Annotated in this window: 20 protein-coding genes; 14 read left to right on the top strand and 6 right to left on the bottom strand. The window is 72.7% G+C overall.

The features are described from left to right. Positions 1-47: 47 nt before the first annotated feature. Positions 48-233 (bottom strand): 50S ribosomal protein L28, encoded by a 186-nt coding sequence (rpmB, locus tag ACZ4VA_RS35195; RefSeq protein ID WP_004924906.1) that lies wholly within the window; start codon positions 231-233, stop codon positions 48-50. A gap of 258 nt (positions 234-491) precedes the next feature. On the opposite strand from rpmB, the gene ACZ4VA_RS35190 reads away from it, so the two are divergent. Then, positions 492-2312 (top strand): DAK2 domain-containing protein, encoded by a 1821-nt coding sequence (locus ACZ4VA_RS35190; protein ID WP_389391731.1) that lies wholly within the window; start codon positions 492-494, stop codon positions 2310-2312. A 9-nt stretch (positions 2313-2321) separates the two neighbouring features. Here the strand turns inward: ACZ4VA_RS35190 and ACZ4VA_RS35185 are convergent, their stop codons facing one another. Both ACZ4VA_RS35185 and ACZ4VA_RS35180 read right to left on the bottom strand, forming a co-directional pair. Beyond that, positions 2322-5282: a tetratricopeptide repeat protein gene (locus ACZ4VA_RS35185; protein ID WP_468083999.1), complete on the bottom strand. Its 2961-nt coding sequence runs from the start codon at positions 5280-5282 to the stop codon at positions 2322-2324. Next, on the bottom strand, positions 5279-7123 hold the full coding sequence (locus ACZ4VA_RS35180) for an HSP90 family protein (protein ID WP_355788533.1): 1845 nt from the start codon (positions 7121-7123) through the stop codon (positions 5279-5281). The genes ACZ4VA_RS35185 and ACZ4VA_RS35180 overlap by 4 nt, the downstream gene beginning before the upstream one ends. A 161-nt stretch (positions 7124-7284) precedes the next feature. On the opposite strand from ACZ4VA_RS35180, the gene recG reads away from it, so the two are divergent. The 8 genes from recG to mutM all read left to right on the top strand — a co-directional run bounded on the left by recG (position 7285) and on the right by mutM (position 14652). After that, positions 7285-9492, top strand: a complete 2208-nt coding sequence (gene recG / locus ACZ4VA_RS35175; protein WP_355788536.1) for an ATP-dependent DNA helicase RecG — start codon at positions 7285-7287, stop codon at positions 9490-9492. A gap of 93 nt (positions 9493-9585) precedes the next feature. Further along, entirely contained in the window at positions 9586-10173 is a 588-nt protein-coding gene (rsmD, locus tag ACZ4VA_RS35170; RefSeq protein WP_356243171.1) for a 16S rRNA (guanine(966)-N(2))-methyltransferase RsmD, read from the top strand. Positions 10174-10199: 26 nt separating this feature from the next. After that, complete coding sequence (coaD, locus tag ACZ4VA_RS35165) at positions 10200-10679, top strand: pantetheine-phosphate adenylyltransferase (RefSeq protein ID WP_355786456.1); 480 nt, start codon at positions 10200-10202, stop codon at positions 10677-10679. A 110-nt stretch (positions 10680-10789) separates the two neighbouring features. Then, on the top strand, positions 10790-11863 hold the full coding sequence (locus tag ACZ4VA_RS35160) for an ATP synthase F0 subunit B (RefSeq protein ID WP_468083996.1): 1074 nt from the start codon (positions 10790-10792) through the stop codon (positions 11861-11863). Positions 11864-11997: 134 nt separating this feature from the next. Further along, positions 11998-12651, top strand: coding sequence for a YceD family protein (locus ACZ4VA_RS35155; RefSeq protein ID WP_355786440.1), 654 nt, complete (start codon positions 11998-12000; stop codon positions 12649-12651). 2 nt (positions 12652-12653) lie between these two features. Continuing rightward, positions 12654-12827, top strand: coding sequence for a 50S ribosomal protein L32 (rpmF, locus tag ACZ4VA_RS35150; RefSeq protein ID WP_006139588.1), 174 nt, complete (start codon positions 12654-12656; stop codon positions 12825-12827). Between the two features lie 19 nt (positions 12828-12846). Then, on the top strand, positions 12847-13728 hold the full coding sequence (gene rnc, locus ACZ4VA_RS35145; RefSeq protein ID WP_355786442.1) for a ribonuclease III: 882 nt from the start codon (positions 12847-12849) through the stop codon (positions 13726-13728). 63 nt (positions 13729-13791) lie between these two features. Next, positions 13792-14652, top strand: a complete 861-nt coding sequence (gene mutM, locus ACZ4VA_RS35140) for a bifunctional DNA-formamidopyrimidine glycosylase/DNA-(apurinic or apyrimidinic site) lyase (RefSeq protein ID WP_355786444.1) — start codon at positions 13792-13794, stop codon at positions 14650-14652. A gap of 71 nt (positions 14653-14723) precedes the next feature. On the opposite strand, the gene ACZ4VA_RS35135 is transcribed toward mutM, so the two are convergent. After that, positions 14724-15149, bottom strand: a complete 426-nt coding sequence (locus tag ACZ4VA_RS35135) for a winged helix-turn-helix transcriptional regulator (RefSeq protein WP_355786446.1) — start codon at positions 15147-15149, stop codon at positions 14724-14726. A 132-nt stretch (positions 15150-15281) separates the two neighbouring features. Between ACZ4VA_RS35135 and ACZ4VA_RS35130 the strand changes: the two genes are divergently transcribed. Together ACZ4VA_RS35130 and ACZ4VA_RS35125 are read left to right on the top strand one after the other, a co-directional pair. After that, a complete protein-coding gene (locus tag ACZ4VA_RS35130) occupies positions 15282-15869 on the top strand; it encodes a flavodoxin family protein (protein ID WP_355786449.1) in 588 nt (195 codons plus the stop codon). Positions 15870-16054: 185 nt separating this feature from the next. Continuing rightward, positions 16055-16489, top strand: a complete 435-nt coding sequence (locus tag ACZ4VA_RS35125) for an NUDIX hydrolase (RefSeq protein ID WP_356171934.1) — start codon at positions 16055-16057, stop codon at positions 16487-16489. A gap of 36 nt (positions 16490-16525) precedes the next feature. On the opposite strand, the gene ACZ4VA_RS35120 is transcribed toward ACZ4VA_RS35125, so the two are convergent. Continuing rightward, the gene (locus tag ACZ4VA_RS35120) at positions 16526-16852 is read right to left on the bottom strand and encodes a hypothetical protein (RefSeq protein ID WP_388906767.1); all 327 of its coding nucleotides are present in this window, start codon (positions 16850-16852) and stop codon (positions 16526-16528) included. A gap of 139 nt (positions 16853-16991) precedes the next feature. Beyond that, positions 16992-17942, bottom strand: a complete 951-nt coding sequence (locus ACZ4VA_RS35115; RefSeq protein ID WP_452922562.1) for a CAP domain-containing protein — start codon at positions 17940-17942, stop codon at positions 16992-16994. A gap of 142 nt (positions 17943-18084) precedes the next feature. Between ACZ4VA_RS35115 and ACZ4VA_RS35110 the strand changes: the two genes are divergently transcribed. The 3 genes from ACZ4VA_RS35110 to ACZ4VA_RS35100 all read left to right on the top strand — a co-directional run bounded on the left by ACZ4VA_RS35110 (position 18085) and on the right by ACZ4VA_RS35100 (position 22823). Next, positions 18085-18366: an acylphosphatase gene (locus ACZ4VA_RS35110; protein ID WP_355791120.1), complete on the top strand. Its 282-nt coding sequence runs from the start codon at positions 18085-18087 to the stop codon at positions 18364-18366. 380 nt (positions 18367-18746) lie between these two features. After that, the gene (locus tag ACZ4VA_RS35105) at positions 18747-18947 is read left to right on the top strand and encodes a hypothetical protein (RefSeq protein WP_355791117.1); all 201 of its coding nucleotides are present in this window, start codon (positions 18747-18749) and stop codon (positions 18945-18947) included. A gap of 207 nt (positions 18948-19154) precedes the next feature. Next, complete coding sequence (locus ACZ4VA_RS35100) at positions 19155-22823, top strand: AAA family ATPase (protein ID WP_388906754.1); 3669 nt, start codon at positions 19155-19157, stop codon at positions 22821-22823. Positions 22824-23064: the final 241 nt, after the last annotated feature.

Below are 23064 nucleotides of genomic sequence, written 5' to 3'. Positions count from 1 at the left end.
CGGGGATCCCCCCTGCTCGAGCGGAGCCAGAGCGTGGGGAAGTTGCGTCAGCGCGAGACCTTGCCGGCCTTGATGCACGAGGTGCAAGCGTTCACGCGCTTCGGCGTCCCGCCCACCACGGTACGGACGCGCTGGATGTTCGGGTTCCAGCGACGGGGCGTACGGCGGTGCGAGTGCGAGATGTTGTTGCCGAAGCCCGGCCCCTTGCCGCAGACGTCGCAGTTGGCAGCCACGGGTCACTCCAAAGACTTCAGATGCTCTTACGGTGGATCCCGGCATGCCGGGATCAAGATCTAGGATCTGAGTGGCGGTGCCAGGGGGAAGGCCCGATCGGATCGGGCAACCGGAGCAGCATACAACGACTGCGTCCGTACAACGAAACTACCATGGCGGCGCGCGGACCTTCCCCGGCCTCATCAGGGCCCTCTTCCGTCGGGGACCCGTCCTGGGTCTACGCTGCGTCCCACGTCCGGCAGCTCAAGGAGGCGCAGGTGCCGCAGGTGCCGCAGACATTGGACGCATCCGCGGTGCGCACCTGGTGCGGTCTCGCGCTGGAGGCCCTGGGACGGGCCCGCGAGGAGATCGACGCCATCAATGTCTATCCCGTGGCCGACGGTGACACCGGGACGAACCTCTATCTGACCGTCGAGTCGGCGGCCACGGCCGTCGAGGCGGTCTTCGCCGGGCACCACGCGATGTACGTGACGGACCCCGCACGCCAGAAGGGCCACAGCGCCGCGTCGGACCCGGCCGGGCGGCCCAGCCTGGCGGAGGCCGCGCGGGCCATGGCGCACGGCGCCCTGATCGGGGCCCGCGGCAACTCCGGGACGATCCTCGCGCAGCTGCTGCGCGGCATGGCACAGGTGCTCGCCGCCGACAGTGACACCTCTCACACCGACGGACCGGGGCTGCGGCTCGCCCTTCGGCACGCGGCCGACTCCGCCCGCCAGGCCGTCGCCCACCCCGTCGAGGGCACGGTGCTCACCGTCGCCTCGGCCGCCGCCGACGCGGCCACCGGCGCCGAGGGCGACTGCGGGGCGGTCGCGCGGGCGGCGTACGAGGGAGCGCGGGCGGCCCTGGCGGCGACACCGGGGCAGCTGGCCGTCCTGGAGCGGGCGGGAGTGGTCGACGCGGGCGGCCGGGGCCTCGTGGCCGTCCTCGCCGCCCTGGTGCAGACGTTCACCGGTGAGGCGCCCGGGGGAGCGGCGATATCCGTCCTGGCCGTGCGGACGGAGCACGCGCCGGCGGAGGGGGAGGCGCGCGCCGCGGACGACCGCCACGCGCGCGTGGCCGACGACGGCGCCCACGCACGCGTGGCCGTCGGGAGCGGCGACGAGGAGAGCCCCGCCGAGGTGTGCGCGGACGCGACGCCCGACGCCGACGGCCCGGCCTTCGAGGTGATCTACCTGCTGGAGGCGGAGGACGCGGCCGTCGCGCGGCTCAGGGAGCGGCTCGACCGGCTCGGGGACTCCCTCGTCGTGGTCGGCGGCGACGGCCTGTGGAACGTCCACGTGCACGTCGACGACGCCGGCGCCGCCGTCGAGGCGGGCATCGAGGCGGGACGGCCGTACCGGATCCGGATCACCCACTTCGGGCTGGACGACGCTCACACGGCCGGCGGGCGGGCGGTGCGCCCGCCCCGGGAGCGCACCCAGCGGGCCGTCGTAGCGGTCGTGCCCGGCGAGGGCCTGGCGGGCCTGTACGCCGAGGCCGGGGCGACGAGCGTGCTCGCGCGACCGGGGGAGCCGCCCGCCAGCGGTGAGCTGGTCGAGGCGGTACGGCGTGCCCACGCGCGCGAGGTGGTGCTCCTGCCGAACGACCCGGAACTGCGCCACACCGCGGCCGCCGCCGCCGAACAGGCACGCGCGGAGGGCGTCCGGGTCGCCCTGATCCCGACCCGGTCCGCGGTGCAGGGCATCGCCGCGCTCGCCGTCCACGAACCGGACCGCCGTTTCGACGAGGACGTCGTCGCGATGACGTCCGCCGCCGGTGCCACCCGCCATGCGGAGGTCCTGGTCGCCGAGCGGCAGTCCTGGACCATGGCGGGCATCTGCCAGGCCGGCGACATCCTCGGGCTCATCGACGGCGACGTCGCCGTCATCGGCTCCGACCTCGCCGACACCGCCGAGGTCGTGCTGAACCGCATGCTGTCGGCGGGCGGCGAGATGGTCACCCTCGTGCTGGGCGACGAGGCGCCCGAGACCGTCGCCGCCCACCTCGAGGCGTGCGTCCGGGAGTCCTACCTCGCGGTGGACACCGTGGTCTACCGGGGCGGACGCCAGGGAGCGCTGCTGCTCATCGGGGTGGAGTAGCGGCCCTGCCTACTCGGCTCCGGCCATCAGCTCCAGCATCTTCTCCGCCTCGCCCCGCCGCGCCCGCGGCACGTCCCCGTCGAGCCCCTCACAGGCGGCGAGCACCGCACGCGCGCGTGCCCGGGCCGCGGCGGGACGCCCCAGGTCGGCCTCCAGCCACCCGGCGGCGAGTTCGGACCCCGTGCGGGAGTCGAGTCCGTCGGCACCGAGGGACGCGAAGGCCGCGACCGCCCGCGTGACCTGGCCGAGCGCCTCCTCGAACGCCGCGTGCGCGTCGTCCTCGGCCGCGTCGTCCTGGACGGAGCGGGCGATCAGGTCGCCGAACTGGCGGTGCGTCTGCCCGAGTTCGGAGACGAGCCGGACCCGGTCCTCCGCGCCGTCGTCCTCACCCGAGGCACCGGAGTCGGGCGCCGGCAGCTCCTCCAGCGCCAGCTCGCACACGCGTACCGCCTCCGCCATGAGTTCCCGGGCCCCGTCCAGGCCGGCCTCCCCGCGCGCCGCGATCCAGGCGCGGGCCCGCAGCGAGCGGACCAGGCCGTGGACGTTGCCCAGGGACCGCCAGAGGTCACCGGCGCGGGCGTACGCCCGGGCGGCCTCGACGGGCAGGTCCGCGTGACCGAGGGCCTCGGCGGCGAGGTGGGCGAGCATCGCGTGGTCGCGCTGCTCGGGCCAGTGCCGGGCGATGTCGGCGGCCCGCAGCCAGTGCTCGGCCGCCGCCCGGTGCTCGCCCAGCTCGGTGAGGCAGTCGCCGAGCCACCACCGGGTCTGCACGATCGCGCCGTCGCCGTGGGTCTCCGCCGTCAGGTCGGGCAGCGCCGACTCCAGGACCTCCGCGGCCTCCGCCCAACGCCCCTGGGCGAGCAGGAAACCGCCGAGCTGGTGCCGCGCCCAGGCGCCGAGCGTCGGCCCCTCGCCGCCCTCGTCGGCCCAGTGCGCCGCCTCCAGGGCGTGCTCCGCCGCGGGGCCGGGCCGACCGTCGGCGGCGAGGATCTCGGCCAGCTGGAGGTGCAGTTGCGCGTGTCCTACCGCCTCCAGGTAGGGGCCGCCGCCGTCCAGCGCCGCCCGTACCGCCCGCTCCGCCGTCTCCGGGTCGCCGAGGTGCCGCGCGATCCCGGCGAGGCGGGCCTGGTACTCCACGGCGAACCACGGCAGCCCGGCCGCCGTGAACTCCGCGACCGCCCGCTCGTACAGCTCGGCGGCCGCCGGGGCGTCCCCGCTGTGCGCGGCCAGCTCCGCGAGCATGGCCCGCGCCTCCGCGGCCCGGGCGGCGAGCCAGGTCCGGTCGGTGTGCGGCCCCGCGAGCGCAAGCAGCTCCCGCACGGCCGTCCCGGCCTCGGCGGTGGCGGCGCCGGTGTCCCCGACCTCCTCGTCGGCGGCCTCGTGCACGCGCTGCATCAGGATCCGCGCGCGGGCCACCAGGACGGAGGCCGCCTGGCGTACGCCCGTGGCGTCCGCCGCGAGCAGGGCCAGCACCTGCTCGTACGGCTCCCGTACGGCCGCGAGCGCCTCCTCGGTCCGGCCCGTCCCGGCGTGGGCGTACGCGGCACGCGCGCGTGCCGCGAGCGCCTCACCCGGGTCGCCCGCCTCCGCGTACAGGGCGGCGGCCCGTTCGAAGAGCGCCGCGCCCTCCGGGCCCAGGCCCATCGCCTCGTGCTCGGCGATCTCCGCGCGGTCGTGCGGGCCCAGCTCCGCGCCCTCGGCCGCGCGGGCCACCTCGGCCCAGGCCGCGACGGCCTCCGGAGCCATCTCCTCGGACAGCCGCCGCGCCCGCGCGAGCAGCGCGGGCAGGTCCGGCTCGGCGGCCGGCTCCCCGGACGCGGCGACGGCCGCCGCAGGGCGCGGCGCGGGGGCGGGACGGGTGCTGCGTACGCCCAGCGGCAGCCGGTCCACCAGGGGCCGCCGGTCCATGCGGGCGCGGGCGCGCTCACCGACGTACGAGGTGCCGTTGCGCGCGTCGAAGCGGGCGGCCAGCGCGAGGGCCTCCCCGCGCGCGCGGACGGCGAGTTCGGCCGCGGTCCAGGTGCGTCCGGCCGGCCCGGGGACCGGCTGACCGCCGAGCCCCAGCTCGGTCAGCCGGTCCATCAGCAGCGCCACCACCGCCATGAAGTCCAGCCTGCTGCGCGGCTCCCCGGAGTCGGTGAAGTACGCCGGCCGCTCCGCGAGGAGTTCCAGGGCGCGTGCCTCGTTGCCGCTCAGCGCGCAGAACTCGACGTGGTCCGCGTAGGCGCCGCGCATGCTCTCCATGGCGCGCACCAGCCGCAGGCCGCGCAGGTGGTGGGCGCGCGCCTCGTCGAGCCGGCCCAGCCGCAGCAGCGGCAGCAGCGAGGACGCCAGGACCGCGTGCGGCTCGTGGGCGCACGTGTACCGGCCCTCCAGGACCGGCCCCCACATCTCCAGCGCCTGCGCGTCCCCGTGCCGCAGTGCCTGCCACCAGCCCTGGTCGTGCAGCTCGCAGGCGTGGCAGTCGGCCATGCTGTCCCGGTCCGCGGCCAGCCACGCCGTGTACGCGCGCTCGGCCCGCTCCAGGTCGCCGATGTGGTGCGCCACGCTGAACTCGGCGCTGCGCACGGCCCGTTCGGAGTGACCGGCGAGGCGGTAGCGGTGCTCCATCTCGCCGAGCCACTTCTCGATGGAGGCGAGCGGGATGTGCGGCTGGCCCAGCATGCCGGCGGACATCCACTTGAACACCCAGTGCAGGGAGTGGGTCTCGTACTCGTCGAAGTCCTCGGGGTGTTCGTCCCACATGCGCAGCAGGCGCGCGAAGGGGACGAACATCTTGTCCTTCTCGGAGCTGTAGTTGTAGACCTTCAGCTGGTGTCCGAGCGCCTCGATCACGGCGAGCGGGATGTTCAGCTTCTCCGCCTCGGCGAGCAGTTGCTCCGCGCGCGCGTTGCGGGCCGGGCCCTCGGGCTGCTCGTAGTTCTCCGCCATCGCGTGGCGCAGCATGTCGAAGTCCATGACCTGGCTCATCGGCGGTCGTCCTCCCCGGACTCGGTGTGCGTGGCCCATTCGAGGAGGCCGAGGAACGCGCGGTTGAGCAGCGCGGAGTCCGCGGGCCGCAGTGGGCGCTGCGCCATCAGCAGGGCCTGCCCGTAGAGGGACTCGGTGGCCGTGCCGATCAGTTCGGGGTCGCGCAGTGAACTGACCTTGCGGATCAGCGGGTTGAGGTGGTTCAGGACCAGCCGGGCGCGCGGGGCGCTGCCGCGCAGCGAGCCGAGGATGCCCGCCCACAGGTCGTCGGCCTGCTCCTCGGCGTCCGCGCGGGCCTGCTCGTGCCGGGCCGCCCGGTCGTCCAGGTGCAGCGCCGGTACGGACAGGGGGTGGAAGGAGCGCAGGGTGACGTCGCAGCCCAGGGGGTCGAGCTTGGCGCGGGCGGCGGCCAGGAAGCCGGCGAGGGCCAGCTCCTCCGCCGGGTCGACCGTGTCCAGGTGCGCCGTGACGGTGTCCGCGTCCAGCTCGGCGACGACCGTCCCCGGACGCACCGAGGGGAGGGCGGCGACGAGTTCGGCGTCGTACGTGTAGCCGCCGTTGACGACGCCCACGCCCTGCGCGGACGCGATGGGCGCGACCTGCCGGTACTCCTCCACGGTCCGCGTGAAGTGCACCACCGGGTGCCGCTGCGCGAACTCCTCCAGGGACAGCCGTCCGTCGGTGGTCTCGAAGGGCAGCCAGGGCAGCATCGTGCGCAGCATCTCGCTGTCGTGCCGGGCCAGCGACTTCACGCCCAGGTGGTGCACGGACAGGAAGGCCGCGAGCCGCTCCGGGTCGCCCGCGGCGAGCCCGGTCAGCCAGGACCGGATGCGCTCGCCGAGCGCGTCCCGCACGCCCGCCAGCGTCTCGTCCTCGTACAGCGACTCGCGCGAGGCGGTGGGCCGCAGGCTGTCCGTGTCCAGGACGCAGCGCACGAAGAACGCCCAGTCGGGCAGGAGCTGTTCGGCCCGCTCGGTGAGCAGCATGCCCTTGAGGTGGACGCGGTGCCCGGCGCGCTGGGCGGGGCTGACCGCCGACGGGAGCACGTAGGCGACACCGCGGACCCCGGCGAGCGGCACGTCCAGGTCGATCGAGTCCAGCGGCGTGAACCCGAACAGGTCGTGGCAGTGCCGCGCCAGCGCCACCCGCCGGGTCGCGGGGCTCGGGTACGGGCGGTCCCAGGGCGCCGGCAGGTCCGTGACCGCCTCCTCGCCCACCCGGACGTCGTACGGCAGCAGCGACCCGAAGTCCCGGGCCAGCGAGCGCACCCGCTCCTCGGTCAGCCACTCGCCCGCCCCGGCGCGCGCCACCAGGTGCACGGTCGTGCCCGGTTCGGGCCGCGCCGCGTCGGGCAGCGTCCGCACGGTGTACGAACCGTCGTCGGTCGCCGTCCACTCCACGGGCGGCGCCCCGGGCGTACGGGCGCTGCGGCTGACGACGCGGATGCGCTCGGCGACCACGAAGCAGGCCAGCAGACCGATGCCGAACTGCCCCAGGAAGTCGGAACGCGCCGACTCCAGCCCCTCGCGGCGCTTGGAGCTGCGGCCGATGGTCGCGAGGAGGCTGTGCACGTCGGACTCGGTGAGTCCGACGCCGGAGTCCTCCACGCGCAGGGCGCCCCCGTCGCCCTCGACGAACAGCCGGACCGTGGCCGGGGCGTCAGGCTGCTCGGCGCGCCGCGCGGTGATGGCGTCCACGGCGTTCTGCAGCAGCTCGCGCAGATAGACCTTGGGACTCGAGTAGAGGTGATGGGAGAGGAGGTCCACGAGGCCGCGCAGGTCGACCTGGAACGTGTGAGGTGACTGGGGTGCCTGGGATGACTGAGAAGTCTGTGAGTCCATCGTCGCAGCGCCGGTGGGGGGACGGGCGACGGCGCGGGGTCGGGCGGTCCCGGGGCACGGTGACCGCGAACAGGGCGGGCGCGTCATCCTAGGCCGCGAACGACCCGCCTGACCAGCGGATTTCCAGGACGTATGCGGCAATGTCAGTGCCGTGGTGTGCAATGGATCTCGTGCCCGCGCTCGAAGAACCACTGAAGAAGGTGCTCGGTCCCGCCACCGCGAAGGTGATGGCCGAGCATCTCGGCCTGCACACCGTCGGCGACCTGCTGCACCACTATCCCCGCAGGTACGAGGAGCGCGGGCAGCTCACCCACCTCGCCGACCTGCCCATGGACGAGCACGCCACGGTGGTCGCCCAGGTCGCCGACGCCCGCCTGATGACCTTCGCCTCGTCCAAGGCGCCCCGCGGCAAGGGCCAGCGCCTCGAAGTGACGATCACGGACGGCAGCGGCCGCCTCCAGCTCGTCTTCTTCGGCAACGGCGTGCACAAGCCGCACAAGGACCTCCTGCCGGGCACGCGCGCGATGTTCTCCGGCAAGGTCTCCGTCTTCAACCGCCGCCTCCAGCTCGCCCACCCCGCCTACGAGCTGCTGCGCGGCGACGGGGACGAGGCGGCGGAGACGGTCGACACCTGGGCCGGCTCCCTCATCCCCCTCTACCCGGCCACCGCCAAGCTGGAGTCCTGGAAGATCGCGAAGGCCGTGCAGACGGTCCTGCCGAGCGCCCAGGAGGCCGTCGACCCGCTGCCGGACTCCCTCAGGGAGGGCCGCGGCCTGGTCTCCCTCCCCGAGGCCCTCCTCAAGATCCACCGCCCGCACACCAAGGCGGACGTCGAGGACGCCCGCGCCCGCCTGAAGTGGGACGAGGCGTTCGTCCTCCAGGTCGCACTGGCCCGCCGCCGGCACGCGGACGCCCAGCTCCCCGCCGTCGCCCGCAGACCGCGGCCCGACGGCCTGCTCACGGCCTTCGACGCCAAGCTGCCGTTCACCCTCACCGACGGCCAGCGGAAGGTCTCCGCGGAGATCTTCGGCGACCTCGCCACCGAACACCCGATGCACCGGCTCCTCCAGGGAGAGGTCGGTTCCGGAAAGACCCTGGTCGCCCTGCGCGCCATGCTCGCCGTGGTCGACGCGGGGGGCCAGGCGGCGATGCTCGCGCCCACCGAGGTGCTCGCCCAGCAGCACCACCGGTCGATCACGGAGATGATGGGAGAGTTGGCCGAGGGCGGGATGCTCGGCGGCGCCGAGGACTCCACCAAGGTCGTGCTGCTCACCGGCTCCATGGGCACGGCGGCCCGGCGGCAGGCCCTGCTGGACCTGGTCACCGGCGAGGCCGGGATCGTCATCGGCACCCACGCGCTGATCGAGGACAAGGTGCAGTTCCACGACCTGGGCCTGGTCGTGGTGGACGAGCAGCACCGCTTCGGCGTCGAGCAGCGCGACGCCCTGCGCGGCAAGGGCAAGCAGCCCCCGCACCTGCTGGTCATGACCGCCACCCCCATTCCCCGCACGGTGGCGATGACCGTCTTCGGTGACCTGGAGACCTCCGTGCTGGACCAGCTCCCGGCCGGCCGCTCACCCATCGCCAGCCACGTCGTCCCGGCCGCCGACAAACCGCACTTCCTGGCCCGCGCCTGGGAGCGGGTGCGCGAGGAGGTCTCGAACGGCCATCAGGCGTACGTCGTCTGCCCGCGCATCGGCGACGAGGAGGAGGGCAAGGCGAAGAAGAAGTCCCCCGAGGACGACGCCGAGAAGCGCCCGCCGCTCGCCGTCCTGGACATCGCCGACCAGCTCGCCAAAGGCCCGCTCCAGGGACTGCGGGTCGAGGTCCTGCACGGCAGGATGCCCCCCGACGACAAGGACGCCGTGATGCGCCGCTTCGCCGCCGGCGAGACGGACGTCCTCGTCGCGACGACGGTCATCGAGGTCGGGGTCAACGTGCCGAACGCCACCGCCATGGTGATCATGGACGCCGACCGCTTCGGCGTCTCGCAGCTGCACCAGCTGCGCGGCCGGGTCGGCCGCGGCTCCGCACCCGGCCTGTGCCTGCTGGTCAGCGAGATGCCCGAGGCGAGCCCGGCCCGACAGCGGCTGACCGCCGTGGCGTCCACCCTCGACGGCTTCGAGCTCTCCCGCATCGACCTGGAGCAGCGCCGCGAGGGCGACGTCCTCGGCCAGGCCCAGTCCGGTGTCCGCTCCTCGCTGCGCATGCTCACCGTCATCGACGACGAGGAGATCATCGCCGAGGCCCGCGAGGAGGCGGCCGCGGTCGTCGCCGCCGATCCGGAGCTGGAGCGCCTTCCCGGCCTGCGCACCGCGCTGGACGCCCTGCTCGACGAGGAGCGCGAGCAGTACCTGGACAAGGGCTGAGCGAGGTCGGAGCGCGCCGCCGCGGCCTGGGCTGACAGACTGGAGCGGTCACACCCCGCCCGCGAAGGCCCCCACGCACGAAGGACGAAAGAGATGACCCGCGTGATCGCCGGCCGGGCCGGCGGACGCCGTCTGGCCGTCCCGCCGGGCACCGGCACCCGCCCCACCTCCGACCGGGCGCGCGAGGGCCTCTTCTCCACCTGGCAGTCCCTCCTCGGCGGCCCCCTGGACGGCGAGCGCGTCCTCGACCTGTACGCCGGCTCGGGCGCGGTGGGCCTGGAGGCCCTGAGCCGCGGCGCCTCCCACACCCTCCTCGTCGAGGCCGACGTACGGGCGGCCCGGGTGATCCGGGAGAACGTCGCGTCGCTGGCGCTGCCCGGCGCCGAGGTCAGATCGGGCAAAGCGGAGCAGATCATCCGCGGTGCGGCCCCGGCCGACCCCTATGACCTGGTGTTCCTCGATCCGCCGTACGCCGTCTCGGACGACGATCTTCGCGAGATCCTGCTCACACTCCGTACGGAAAGCTGGCTCGCGGACGATGCGCTCGTCACCGTGGAGCGCAGCACCAGAGGCGGCGAATTCGGGTGGCCGGACGGCTTCGAGGCGCTCCGGAGCCGTCGTTACGGCGAGGGAACGTTTTGGTACGGTCGCGCCGCCTCTACGTGCGAAGACGCACGATGACCGGACCGGAGAGCGAGGGACCTCAGTTGCGCCGCGCCGTCTGTCCCGGGTCATTCGACCCGATCACCAACGGACACCTCGACATCATCGCCCGCGCCTCCAAGCTGTACGACGTGGTGCATGTCGCGGTGATGATCAATCAGTCCAAGAAGGGCCTGTTCGAGATCGACGAGCGGATCGACCTGATCCGCCAGGTCACCGCCGAGTTCGGGAACGTCGAGGTCGAGTCCTTCCACGGCCTGCTCGTCGACTTCTGCAAGCAGCGCGACATCCCGGCCATCGTCAAGGGGCTGCGCGCCGTCAGCGACTTCGACTACGAACTCCAGATGGCCCAGATGAACAACGGCCTGTCGGGCGTCGAGACGCTGTTCGTCCCCACGAACCCCACCTACAGCTTCCTGTCCTCCTCCCTGGTCAAGGAAGTGGCGGCCTGGGGCGGCGACGTCTCCCACCTGGTCCCGCCGCTGGTCCTGGAAGCCCTCACCGAGCGCCTCGCGCAGAGCTGAGACGCCCGCCGGGAGCTGACGGCCCGTCACCCGGTGTCGGAGGTGGCGGGAGTGGTCGTACAGTCGACCCGTCCGTCTCCATCACAGCTGTAGAGAGTGGCGAGCACACGGTGGACGTGCAGAAGAAGCTCGATGAGATCGTCGCGTCGGTCTCCGGCGCCCGTTCCATGCCCATGTCGGCCTCGTGCGTGGTCAACCGCGCCGAACTGCTCTCGATGCTCGAAGAGCTGCGCCAGGCCCTGCCGGGCTCGCTGGCCCAGGCCCAGGAGCTGATCGGCGGCCGCGAGCAGCTGGTCGAGCAGGCCCGCCAGGAGGCCGAGCGGATCATCGAGAACGCGCACGCCGAGCGCGGCTCCCTGATCTCCGACACCGAGGTCGCCCGCCGCTCCCAGAACGAGGCCGACCGCATCCTCGCCGAGGCCCGCCAGGAGGCCGAGGAGATCCGCGCCGAGGCCGACGACTACGTCGACTCCAAGCTCGCCAACTTCGAGGTCGTCCTCACCAAGACCCTCGGCTCCGTCGGCCGCGGCCGCGAGAAGCTCCTCGGCACCGGACCCGGCCTCGACGAGCAGGGCTACGAGGACGAGGACGCCCCCGAGCGCAGCCAGGACCCGGAGACGCTGCGCCGCGCCGCGGACGAGTACGTCGGGGTCAAGCTCGGTGCCTTCGAGGCTGTCCTCGCCAAGACCCTGGAGGCCGTCGGCCGGGGCCGCCAGAAGCTGCACGGCCGCATCGCCAGCGACGACCTCGGCTCCCTCACGGACGACGGGACCGCCGTCCAGCACACCAGCGACGCGGACTACCTGGCCGGCCTCGCGGACCTCTCCGACGCCCCCGAGCCCGCCCAGGCCCCCGAGGTGCCGGCCCAGCCGTCCTACCAGCAGCAGCAGGAGGCGTACGCCTACCAGCAGCAGCAGTCGGATCCGTACGGTTACCCGCAGCAGTACGGCCAGCAGGACGCGTACGGCTACCAGCAGGCCGACCCCTACGGCTACCAGCAGCAGGGCTACGACCAGCAGCCCGCGTACGGCCAGGACCAGCAGTCCGCGTACGGGCAGGACCAGGACCAGCAGGCGTACCAGCAGCCGCAGGCCCAGGCCCTCGACGAGACCAGCCTCTTCGACACCGGCATGATCAGCGCGGAGCAGCTGCGGGCCTACGAGCAGGGGCGCGGCGGCCACTGAGGGCCCCGAACGCACCGGATTGGGCCGTGAGCGAATGGTCCAGTATCCTAGCTCTTCGGTCGCGTGTACGTCCGCGATCAGAGCTGCCCGGAAGATCAGGGCGGCGCTCCCCACATCGAAGATCGAAAGCAGGAATGGCTCTGAACGCCCGCCTCGACCACCGCAACCCTCTTGTGTTCGACACACACGAGCTGGGGCGGCGTCCTGGCGCGCTGCAGCGCCTGACCCGTTCGATCGACGCTCCCGCGGATCTGGGCATCCAGGGAGTCATCGGAGTGCCGGAAGGCGCCCCGGTGGAGTTGGACCTCCGCCTGGAGTCGGTCATGGAAGGGGTGCTTGTCACAGGCACCGCCCGTGCATCGGCCAAGGGGGAGTGCGTAAGGTGTCTGGAGCCGCTCGAGCTGGAGCTCGAAGCGGAATTCCAGGAGATGTTCTCGTACCCTGACGCCGATGACCGGGGCCGTGTGAAAGCGGAGCCGGCCGACGACGCCGAGGAAGACGAGGACACTCTCTTCATCGAGGACGGCCTGTTCGACCTCGAGCCCGTGCTGCGGGATGCGGTGGTGCTCGCACTGCCGATGCAGCCGGTGTGCCGGGAAGACTGCCCAGGCCTGTGTTCCGAGTGCGGAGCACGGCTGGCTGACGACCCGGGCCACCACCACGACGCCGTCGACATCCGTTGGGCGGCACTGCAGGGACTCGCCGGTTCACTCGAAGATGGCGAGAAGGACGAGATGAGCGGCGGCGCGCCTCGATCAGCACGCGCCGACGAGAAGCAGGAGAAGTAGCCGTGGCTGTTCCGAAGCGGAAGATGTCGCGCAGCAACACGCGCCACCGCCGGTCGCAGTGGAAGGCTGCGGTCCCCACCCTGGTTGCGTGCGAGCGCTGCCACGAGCCCAAGCTGCAGCACATCGCGTGCCCCGCTTGCGGCACCTACAACAAGCGCCAGGTCCTCGAGGTCTGAGCGGCCGGTGAGAGGTCTGATGTCTGACGCCAAGGCGGATTCAAACGCCAAGAAAAAGGCGGACAACACAGCCTCGTCCCACACGCTTCTGGAAGGGCGGCTCGGCTACAAGCTGGAGTCCGCCCTTCTGGTGCGTGCACTGACGCACCGTTCCTACGCGTACGAGAACGGCGGCCTGCCCACCAACGAGCGCCTGGAGTTCCTCGGGGACTCCGTGCTCGGCCTGGTGGTCACGGACACGCTGTACCGCACCCACCCCGACCTGCCCGAAGGCCAGCTGGCCAAGTTGCGGGCCGCGGTGGTCAACTCGCGTGCGCTGGCGGAGGTGGGCCGCGGGCTCGACCTCGGCTCCTTCATCCGGCTGGGCCGGGGCGAGGAAGGCACGGGCGGCCGGGACAAGGCGTCCATCCTCGCCGACACCCTCGAAGCGGTGATCGGCGCGGTCTACCTCGACCAGGGGCTCGAGGCGGCGGGCGAACTCGTCCACCGGCTCTTCGATCCCCTGATCGAAAAGTCGTCGAATCTGGGTGCCGGCCTGGACTGGAAGACCAGTCTCCAGGAACTCACCGCGACCGAGGGCCTCGGGGTTCCCGAGTACCTGGTCTCGGAGACGGGGCCGGACCACGAGAAGACCTTTACTGCTGCCGCCCGCGTCGGAGGCGTCTCGTACGGCACCGGCACCGGCCGCAGCAAGAAGGAGGCGGAGCAGCAGGCCGCGGAGTCCGCGTGGCGCTCCATCCGCTCCGCCTCGGACGAACGCAAGAAGGCGGCGGCCGAGGCCCAGGCCGAGGTCGCGAAGGCCGAAGCCGAGGCTCAGGCCGCGGACAAGGCCGAATCGGCGGCTGACGAAGCCGTCGAGCACGCCGAGGGGAACGCCGACGCCTCCTCGGCGTCCGCCTGACGAGTCAAACCGAGCGCCCGCCCCTGTCACGGGGGCGGGCGTCATGGTGTGCGGGGAGCAGACATGCCCGAACTGCCCGAGGTCGAGGTCGTCCGGCGAGGACTGGAACGGTGGGTCGCCCACCGCACCGTCGCCGAGGCCCACGTGCTGCACCCGCGTGCCGTACGCCGCCACACCGCGGGCGGCGAGGACTTCGCCCACCGGCTCCAGGGGCAGCGCGTCGGCGTCCCGAGCCGCCGCGGCAAGTACCTGTGGATCCCGCTGGAGACCACCGGCACCGCGGTCCTCGCCCACCTCGGCATGAGCGGCCAGCTGCTCGTACAGCCGCACGAAGCCCCCGACGAGAAGCACCTGCGGATCCGGGTCCGCTTCGCCGACGACCTCGGCACCGAACTGCGCTTCGTCGACCAACGCACCTTCGGCGGGCTCTCGTTGCACGAGACGACCCCCGACGGGCTGCCCGACGTCATCGCCCACATCGCGCGCGACCCCCTCGACCCGCTCTTCGACGACGCGGCGTTCCACGAGGCGCTGCGCCGACGCCGTACGACCATCAAGCGGGCGCTGCTCGACCAGTCGCTGATCAGTGGCGTCGGCAACATCTACGCGGACGAGGCGCTGTGGCGCGCCCGCATCCACTACGAGCGCCCCACGGCCGGCTTCACCCGCCCGCGCACCGCCGAACTCCTCGGCCACGTACGGGACGTGATGAACGCGGCCCTCTCGGTCGGAGGCACCAGCTTCGACAGCCTCTACGTCAACGTGAACGGGGAGTCGGGCTACTTCGACCGCTCGCTCGACGCGTACGGACGTGAGGGCCTGCCCTGCCGGCGCTGTGCCACGCCGATGCGGAGGCGCGCCTGGATGAACCGGTCCAGCTACTTCTGCCCCAAGTGCCAGCGGGCGCCACGCGTCACGGTCTGAACGGCGCGGGGGAGCCGGGCTCCGCGTGAGCGACGCGAGTCGACGGGCCCCGTCGGCACGCGTGCCGACTCTCAGACGGCTGTGGCGCCGCGCGTCTCGTCGTAACGCCCGCGCGCTTCCAGTACGTCGTCCATGCGGCCCTCCACGAAGTGGATGAGCGTCAGCAGGCGCTCGGCGACCTCGCGGCCCAGCGGCGTCAGTTCGTAGTCCACGCGCGGCGGGTTGGTCGGCTGGGCCTCGCGGTGCACCAGACCGTCCCGCTCCAGGGCGTGCAGCGTCTGGGACAGCATCTTCTCGCTCACGCCGTCGACGCGGCGGCGCAGTTCGTTGAAGCGGAACGAGCCCTCGTGCAGCGCCCCGAGCGTGAGCGCGCCCCAGCGGCCGGTGACGTGCTCCAGCGTGCCCCGGGACGGGCAGCTGCGGGCGAACACGTCGTACGCGAGGCCCGGGGACTCGACGCCTTCCGCGGCCTTGGCTGCCTGCGCGATGGATTCCATGGAGTCAGCATACTGCGCCGCAGCGCTAACTGGTCGGTTGCGCTAACTAGAAGTTAGTGCTTTCCTTTCGTCATCGCCGAGGAGCGGCGCCGATCCCGGCCGCTCCCGTCTCCCTCACCACAGGAGCCCATCGTGACGACCCCTGTTGTCTCCATCGCCTACCACTCCGGGTACGGCCACACCGCCGTCCTCGCCGAGGCCGTCCGTGCCGGCGCCGCCGACGCCGGAGCGGAGGTCCACCTGGTCAAGGTCGACGAGATCACCGAGGAGCAGTGGGCGCTGCTCGACGCCTCGGACGCGATCGTCTTCGGCTCGCCCACGTACATGGGCACCGCGTCCGGCGCCTTCCACGCGTTCGCCGAGGAGTCCTCGAAGCGCTGGTTCGGGCAGGACTGGAAGGACAAGCTGGCGGCCGGCTTCACCAACTCCGCGTCCAAGAGCGGCGACAAGCTGCACACGCTCCAGTTCTTCCAGACGCTCGCCGCGCAGCACGGCATGAACTGGGTGAGCCTCGGCCTGCTCCCCGGCTGGAACAGCAGCACCGCCTCCGAGAACGACCTCAACCGCCTCGGCTTCTTCGCCGGCGCCGCCGCCCAGTCCAACAACGACCAGGGCCCGGAGGGCGTCCACAAGTCCGACGTCGCGACGGCGGAGCACCTGGGCCGCCGGGTCGCGCAGACGGCGCGAGTCTTCGCCCTGGGCCGCACGGCAGCCGCGTGACGCGCGCGGGCGGGGGGCCTCGGTAGGGGGTGCCCCGCCTCACGTCGCGGATGCGGGGGCGGGCCCGGGGGCCGCGATACGCGGGAGCTTGCGGCCCCGGAGTCCGACCTCGGTCCGACCGGGCCCGGGGCCTAGGGCGGCGGGACTGCTACCGCCCGGCACGGGGCCGGGCCTACCTTCGGCCCATGAAGGTCCGTCACAACGTTCGCGCGGTCCTGTTCGATGACGGTTGCCTGGTCTTCCTGCGCCGGGGATGGCCGGGCGGCTCCCCGTACTGGACGACCGTGGGTGGAGGGGTCGAGCCCGGCGACGCCGACCTCGAAGCGGCTCTGCGCCGTGAAGTCATGGAAGAGATCGGCGCCACGATCGGCCCCGCCACCGAGTTCCTGACGCTGACCGAACCGGGCGAGAAGGTCACTGTGGTCCAGCACTACTTCCGGGCGGACGTGCTGGACACGGATGCGAGCCGCCGCGGGGGCCCCGAACTCGACGATCCCGACCTGGGCGACTTCGCACCGGTCCGGGTCGCCCTGGACGCGTCCGCCGTGGCAGCGCTCGAACTGCATCCACCCGAACTCGCCGACTACCTGCGTGAGGAGGCGAAGGGGTGGGGGGTCTGACGGGTCCGGACGGTCGCCGACGGTCTCGGGACCGTCTCACAGTTCGACGCGGGACTCACCGTCGCCTCGGCGAAGCACCACGTGCGCCGGCCTGAACGGCAGGTCGCGAAGGGTGGGCTCCATCGCCTTGAACAGGCGATCCGCGTCCGGCCCGTAGGCGTAGAGCGCGGCCTCGCCCTGCCCGAACTCGTTGCCGTCGAACTCTCCGGCTCCGGCTTCCCCGACCGCCACGGTCAGGGCGTCCTCGGCCTCGTAGATCCGTTCGCGCTGATCGGCGTCGCCGAAACCGTCGGCGGCAAGGCGGAAGCGGGCGATGACGGCGTGCTCTTCGTCCCCGTCACAAGGAGCTGTGGGCGTCTCCACGCCGGACACGCTCTCACCGGGCTCCGACATCCCGCCCGGCTCTGGAAGACGGACCAGGCCGCCGCGCCCGGAGGAAAGCCTGCGGTCGGCCCGGATGCGGCAGGGGCCGCAGGGGTCCGGGCCGTGTTCCGCGGGTGGCTCAGTAGCCGAAGTCCTGCGTCCACCAAGGGCCGCCGGAGCCGAAGTGGGCGCCTACTCCCAGGGTCTTGAAGTCGCAGTTCAGTATGTTGGCGCGGTGGCCGGGGCTGTTCATCCAGGCTTCCATGACCGCCTCGGCGGTGGCCTGGCCCCGGGCTATGTTCTCGCCGCCCAGGTCGGTGATGCCGGCCTTCGCCGCCCGGTCCCAGGGCGAGGCCCCGCTCGGGTCGGTGTGGTCGAAGAAGCCGCGCGTGGCCATGTCCTCGCTGAACGCGGCGGCCAGCTCGGACAGCCCGCTGTTGGCCGCCACCGGGCTGCAGCCGACCTTGGCCCGCTCCTCGTTGACGAGCTTCAGCACGGCGGTCTCGGCGGCCGTCTCGGCCGACACGTTCGCCGGGGCGGGCTTCCTGGGCGCCTTCGTGGCGGCCTGGCCGGGCTTCTTCGTCGCCTGCGACTTGCCGGGCTTCTCGGAAGGCTTCTCGGACGGCGTCGCCGACGGCTTCTCGGCCGTCTTGGACGGAGCGGCGGAGGGCGAGGCGGAGCGCTGGGCGTCACGGCTCGTGCCGGTGTCCTCGCGGTCCTCCGCGGCGGCGGTCGAGCCGCCCTGCTCGGTCTCCAGGCCGGACGGGGAGTCGGCGGCCTGGACCTTGTCCGAGGCGTTGCCACCGCCGACCGAGTAGTTGTCGCTGCCCGGCAGCACGCCGGCGGCCACCGCGACGGTGCCCAGCGCGACGGCCGCGGAGACCCCGAGCAGACCGGTACGCACCGGCGCCCCGGCCTTCTTCTTGCGGTGCGAGCGCGCGGCGGCGTTCTGCGGGAGGTCGGCCACTGCGGCGTAGCCGTACAGGTTCTCCGGCCCGTAGCTCTCCGTGTGTACCCGGTGCGTGTCCGTGACACCGGTGGCGCGGCCCGTGGCGGCGGCGCCGGCGGCGGAGCGTCGGTGGCGTCCCATCTCCTGGCCTTCCTCGTCCTTGCGGTCACCATCACTCACTCGAACGAGTGAGTTTCACATGAGACTCATTGGGTCGGGACGGTACCCCATGGCGCAGGGGGAGGAAGTGCTCCGAGGGACATTGTCCGGTTAGCGTGCACTCATGAACGAGGATGTGCGGCTCGTCGCATGGGTGCGCGGCAGGGTCCAGGGAGTGGGTTTCCGCTGGTTCACGCGTGCCAGGGCCCTGGAGATCGGCGGGCTGAGTGGTTTTGCTCTCAATTTGGAGGACGGACGCGTCCAGGTGGTCGCCGAGGGCCCCCGCAAGGCGTGCGACGGACTCCTGGAGTGGCTCCGCGGGGACGACACACCCGGGCGCGTGGACGGAGTCACTGAGATATGGGACACGCCCCGCGGCATCTACGACGGTTTCGCCATCCGCTGACGGAGACGCCGGCGACCCCGGCGAAGCGGCGTCCCGGCGCCGCCACCGGAGCCCGTCCGGAGCGGGAATGACCTGGTGGTTGCCAAGAACGGCTCGTCATGGCAGGCTCCGCCATTGACGTTGATCTCCACGCCCTGAGGGCCCCGCAGGAGTCGTCGCGCCGCCCGGTCGGGGCCGCGTGCCCCCGGGTCGCCCGCCGATACGGGGCGTGATCGTGTTGACCGTCAAACTTTTTGGTGAGACTCTGAAAGCCCCGCGCACCTTAGCTGTTTGGCATGTAGGAACGGCAGCAGAACTCAAGAGTGTCAAGCATCGCGGGTGCGATTCCCTCACGACCCACACCGCTTCGGTCGGTCACTCAGTGTGGAGGACCATCCATCATGGCAAAGGCGCTTCTCGGTTACGTCGGCGGCTCCGACCCGCGGCTCATCGCCGAGATGCGACGGCTCCAGCAGCGCGTCCAGGACCTCGAATCCGAGCTCGTACGGATTCAGGCCGAGAAGGACGCGCTCGCGGCTGCCGCTTCTCACGACTCCTTTGAGAGCATCGACGTACCCCAGGCGGAGCCTGCGCTCACCTGATCGCTGGGCCGCACTACGACAGCAGTGGTCGAAGCAGTACCGGTCGGCCGCCGCGCTGTCAGAATTGCAAGGGACGCCTCTCCGGCGTCCCTTCTTCTTGCCCCCCACGCACCCCCACTCTCTTAACGGATGGTGTGCCCTGCACGTTCATGGGTGAAACCGCGCGTTCATGGAGTGAGACGGGCGCGAAAGGTAGAGTCCGGCGGCGTGCACCTCAAGGCCCTGACCCTCCGCGGGTTCAAATCGTTCGCCTCGGCGACCACGCTGCGGTTCGAGCCGGGCATCACCTGTGTCGTGGGCCCCAACGGCTCGGGCAAGTCCAACGTCGTGGACGCGCTGAGCTGGGTCATGGGCGAGCAGGGCGCGAAGTCGCTGCGCGGCGGCAAGATGGAGGACGTCATCTTCGCCGGCACCACCGGGCGCCCGCCGCTCGGCCGGGCCGAGGTGTCCCTGACCATCGACAACTCCGACGGGGCCCTCCCCATCGAGTACGCCGAGGTCACCATCACGCGGATCATGTTCCGCAACGGCGGCAGCGAGTACCAGATCAACGGCGACACCTGCCGCCTCCTCGACATCCAGGAACTGCTCTCCGACTCCGGCATCGGCCGCGAGATGCACGTCATCGTCGGCCAGGGCCAGCTCGACTCCGTCCTGCACGCCGACCCCATGGGGCGGCGCGCCTTCATCGAGGAGGCCGCCGGCGTCCTCAAGCACCGCAAGCGCAAGGAGAAGGCGCTGCGGAAGCTGGACGCGATGAAGGCGAACCTCGCGCGCGTGCAGGACCTCACCGACGAACTCCGCAGACAGCTGAAGCCGCTGGGACGCCAGGCCGCCGTCGCCCGCCGCGCCGCCGTCATCCAGGCCGACCTGCGGGACGCGCGGCTGCGGCTGCTCGCCGACGACCTCGTACGGCTGCGCCAGGCGCTCCGGGCCGAGATCGCCGACGAAGCGGCCCTCAAGGAACGCAAGGAGAGCGCCGAGGCCGAACTGAAGAAGGCCCTTCAGCGCGAGTCCCTGCTGGAGGACGGGGTCCGGCGGCTCGCCCCGCGCCTCCAGCGCGCCCAGCAGACCTGGTACGAACTCTCCCAGCTCGCCGAGCGGGTGCGCGGCACCGTCTCGCTGGCCGACGCGCGCGTGAAGAGCGCCACGTCCGCTCCCGCCGAGGAACGGCGCGGGCGCGACCCCGAGGACCTGGAGCGCGAGGCCGCCCGGATCCGCGAGCAGGAGGCCGAGCTCGAAGCGGCCCTGGAGGCGGCCCAGCACGCCCTGGAGGACACCGTCGCGCACCGGGCGGAGCTGGAGCGGGAGCTCGCCGTCGAGGAACGCCGCCTCAGGGACGTCGCCCGCGCCATCGCCGACCGGCGTGAGGGTCTCGCCCGGCTCAACGGCCAGGTCAACGCCGCCCGTTCGCGGGCCGCGTCCGCCCAGGCCGAGATCGACCGCCTGGCCGCCGGCCGCGACGAGGCGCAGGAGCGGGCGGTCGCGGCGCAGGAGGAGTACGAGCAGCTGAAGGCGGAGGTCGACGGCCTCGACGCGGGCGACCAGGAACTGGCCGAACGGCACGAGGCGGCCAAGGCCGCCCTCGCCGAGGCGGAGGCCGACCTCACGGCCGCCCGCGAGGCGCTCACGACGGCGGAACGCAGACGCGCCGCCACCCAGGCCCGCCGCGACGCCCTCGCCCTCGGGCTGCGCCGCAAGGACGGCACGGGCGCGCTGCTCGGCGCGAAGGACCGGCTGGGCGGCCTGCTCGGCCCCGCCGCCGAACTGCTCAACGTCGCCCCCGGACACGAGGTCGCCCTCGCCGCGGCCTTCGGCGCCGCGGCGGACGCCATCGCCGTGACCACGCCGGCCTCGGCCGCGGAGGCCATCCGCCTGCTGCGCAAACAGGACGCCGGTCGCGCGGCCCTGCTGCTCGCGGGCGCCCCCGAGGAACCGCCGGCGGGCGACGCCGCGCGCGCGGACGTACTGCGGGACGGTGCCGCGGACGGCACCGGAGAGCCGTCCCCCGTGGACTCCGGTGGGCGGGAGGCCGCGGTGGCCGGTGCCGACGAGGACGCGATCCGGCACGGCGGACCGCCGTACGCCGCCGATCTCGTCCGGGGGCCCGCCGAGCTGATGCCCGCCGTGCGGCGGCTGCTGCGCGGGATCGTCGTCGTCGGCACGCTGGAGGACGCCGAGGACCTGGTGTACGCCCGTCCCGAGCTGACCGCGGTGACCGCCGAGGGTGACCTGCTGGGCGCGCACTTCGCGCAGGGCGGCTCCGCCGGGGCACCGAGTCTGCTGGAGGTGCAGGCGTCCGTCGACGAGGCCGCGGCGGAGCTGGAAGAGCTCGCCGTACGGTGCGACGAACTCGGCGAGGCGCAGCGCCGCGCCACCGCACTGCGGGCGGAACGGGCCGCGCTGGTCGAGGAGTTGGGGGAGCGGCGACGGGCCGCCGAGCGCGAGAAGTCGTCCGTCGCGCAGCAGCTCGGCCGGCTGGCCGGGCAGGCGCGCGGAGCCGCCGGGGAGGCCGAGCGCAGCGCCGCGGCGACCGCGCGGGCGCAGGAAGCGCTCGACCGGGCCGTGGAGGAGGCGGAGGAACTCGCCGAGCGACTGGCCGTCGCCGAGGAGCTGCCGGTGGAGGAGGAACCGGACACCTCCGTACGGGACCGGCTCGCGGCAGACGGCGCCAACGCGCGGCAGACCGAGATGGAGGCCCGGCTCCAGGTGCGTACGCACGAGGAGCGGGTCAAGGGGCTCGCCGGGCGGGCCGACGGACTCGACCGGGCCGCACGGGCCGAACGCGAGGCACGCGCGCGTGCCGAGCAGCGGCGGGCCCGGCTGCGGCACGAGGCGGCGGTCGCCGGTGCCGTGGCGTCCGGCGCACGCCAGCTCCTGGCGCACGTCGAGGTCTCCCTCGCCCGCGCCGAGGAGGAGCGCACCGCCGCCGACGCCGCCAAGGCCCGGTACGAGCGGGAGCTCGCCGAGGCACGCAGCACCGGCCGGGAGCTGAAGGGGGAGCTCGACAAGCTCACCGACTCGGTGCACCGCGGCGAGGTGCTCGGCGCGGAGAAGCGGCTGCGGATCGAGCAGCTGGAGTCGAAGGCGCTGGAGGAGCTCGGGGTCGAGCCGGAGGGGCTCGTCGCCGAGTACGGACCGCAGCAGCTCGTGCCGCCCTCCCTCCCGGCCGAGGGCGAGGAGCTGCCCGAGGATCCCGAGCACCCGCGCAACCGGCCCCGGCCGTTCCACCGGGCCGAGCAGGAGAAGCGGCTCAAGGCCGCCGAACGGGCGTACCAGCAGCTCGGCAAGGTCAATCCGCTCGCGCTGGAGGAGTTCGCCGCGCTGGAGGAGCGCCACCAGTTCCTCAGCGAGCAGCTGGAGGACCTCAAGAAGACGCGCGCCGATCTCCTCCAGGTGGTGAAGGAGGTGGACGAGCGCGTCGAGCAGGTGTTCACCGAGGCCTACCGGGACACGGCCCGCGAGTTCGAGGGCGTCTTCAGCCGGCTCTTCCCCGGCGGGGACGGGCGGCTGATCCTGACCGACCCCGACAACATGCTCACCACGGGTGTGGACGTCGAGGCGCGTCCCCCGGGCAAGAAGGTCAAGCGCCTGAGCCTGCTGTCGGGCGGCGAGCGGTCGCTGACCGCCGTCGCGCTGCTCGTGTCGATCTTCAAGGCGCGGCCCAGCCCCTTCTACGTCATGGACGAGGTCGAGGCGGCGCTCGACGACACCAACCTCCAGCGGCTGATCCGGATCATGCAGGAGCTCCAGGAGGCGTCGCAGCTCATCGTGATCACGCACCAGAAGCGCACGATGGAGGTCGCCGACGCGCTGTACGGCGTCTCGATGCAGGGCGACGGCGTCTCGAAGGTCATCAGCCAGCGCCTGCGCTGAACCCGGCGCCGCGCGGACGAAGCCCGCCCGCCGAAGGCGGAACCACGGTGCCGTCCGCCTCCCGCGGCCCCTCCACCATGTCGCGCCCCGCCACCCCGCTTGTCCTCGGCGCCTCGGGGTAGACGAACCATGCCGTCGGATTGAGTTCAACTCTTGAATGCAAGTCCGGCACGTGCAGGGAAAAAATTCACAGCAAGCGACTATTGACTTCGAAACTTGAAGGCATAGGCTCTGCAACGTT

Source organism: Streptomyces sp. NPDC028308, from assembly GCF_055565855.1.
The sequence above is the reverse complement of the archived record's forward strand: the minus strand, read 5'-3'. Positions and strand labels throughout refer to the sequence as shown.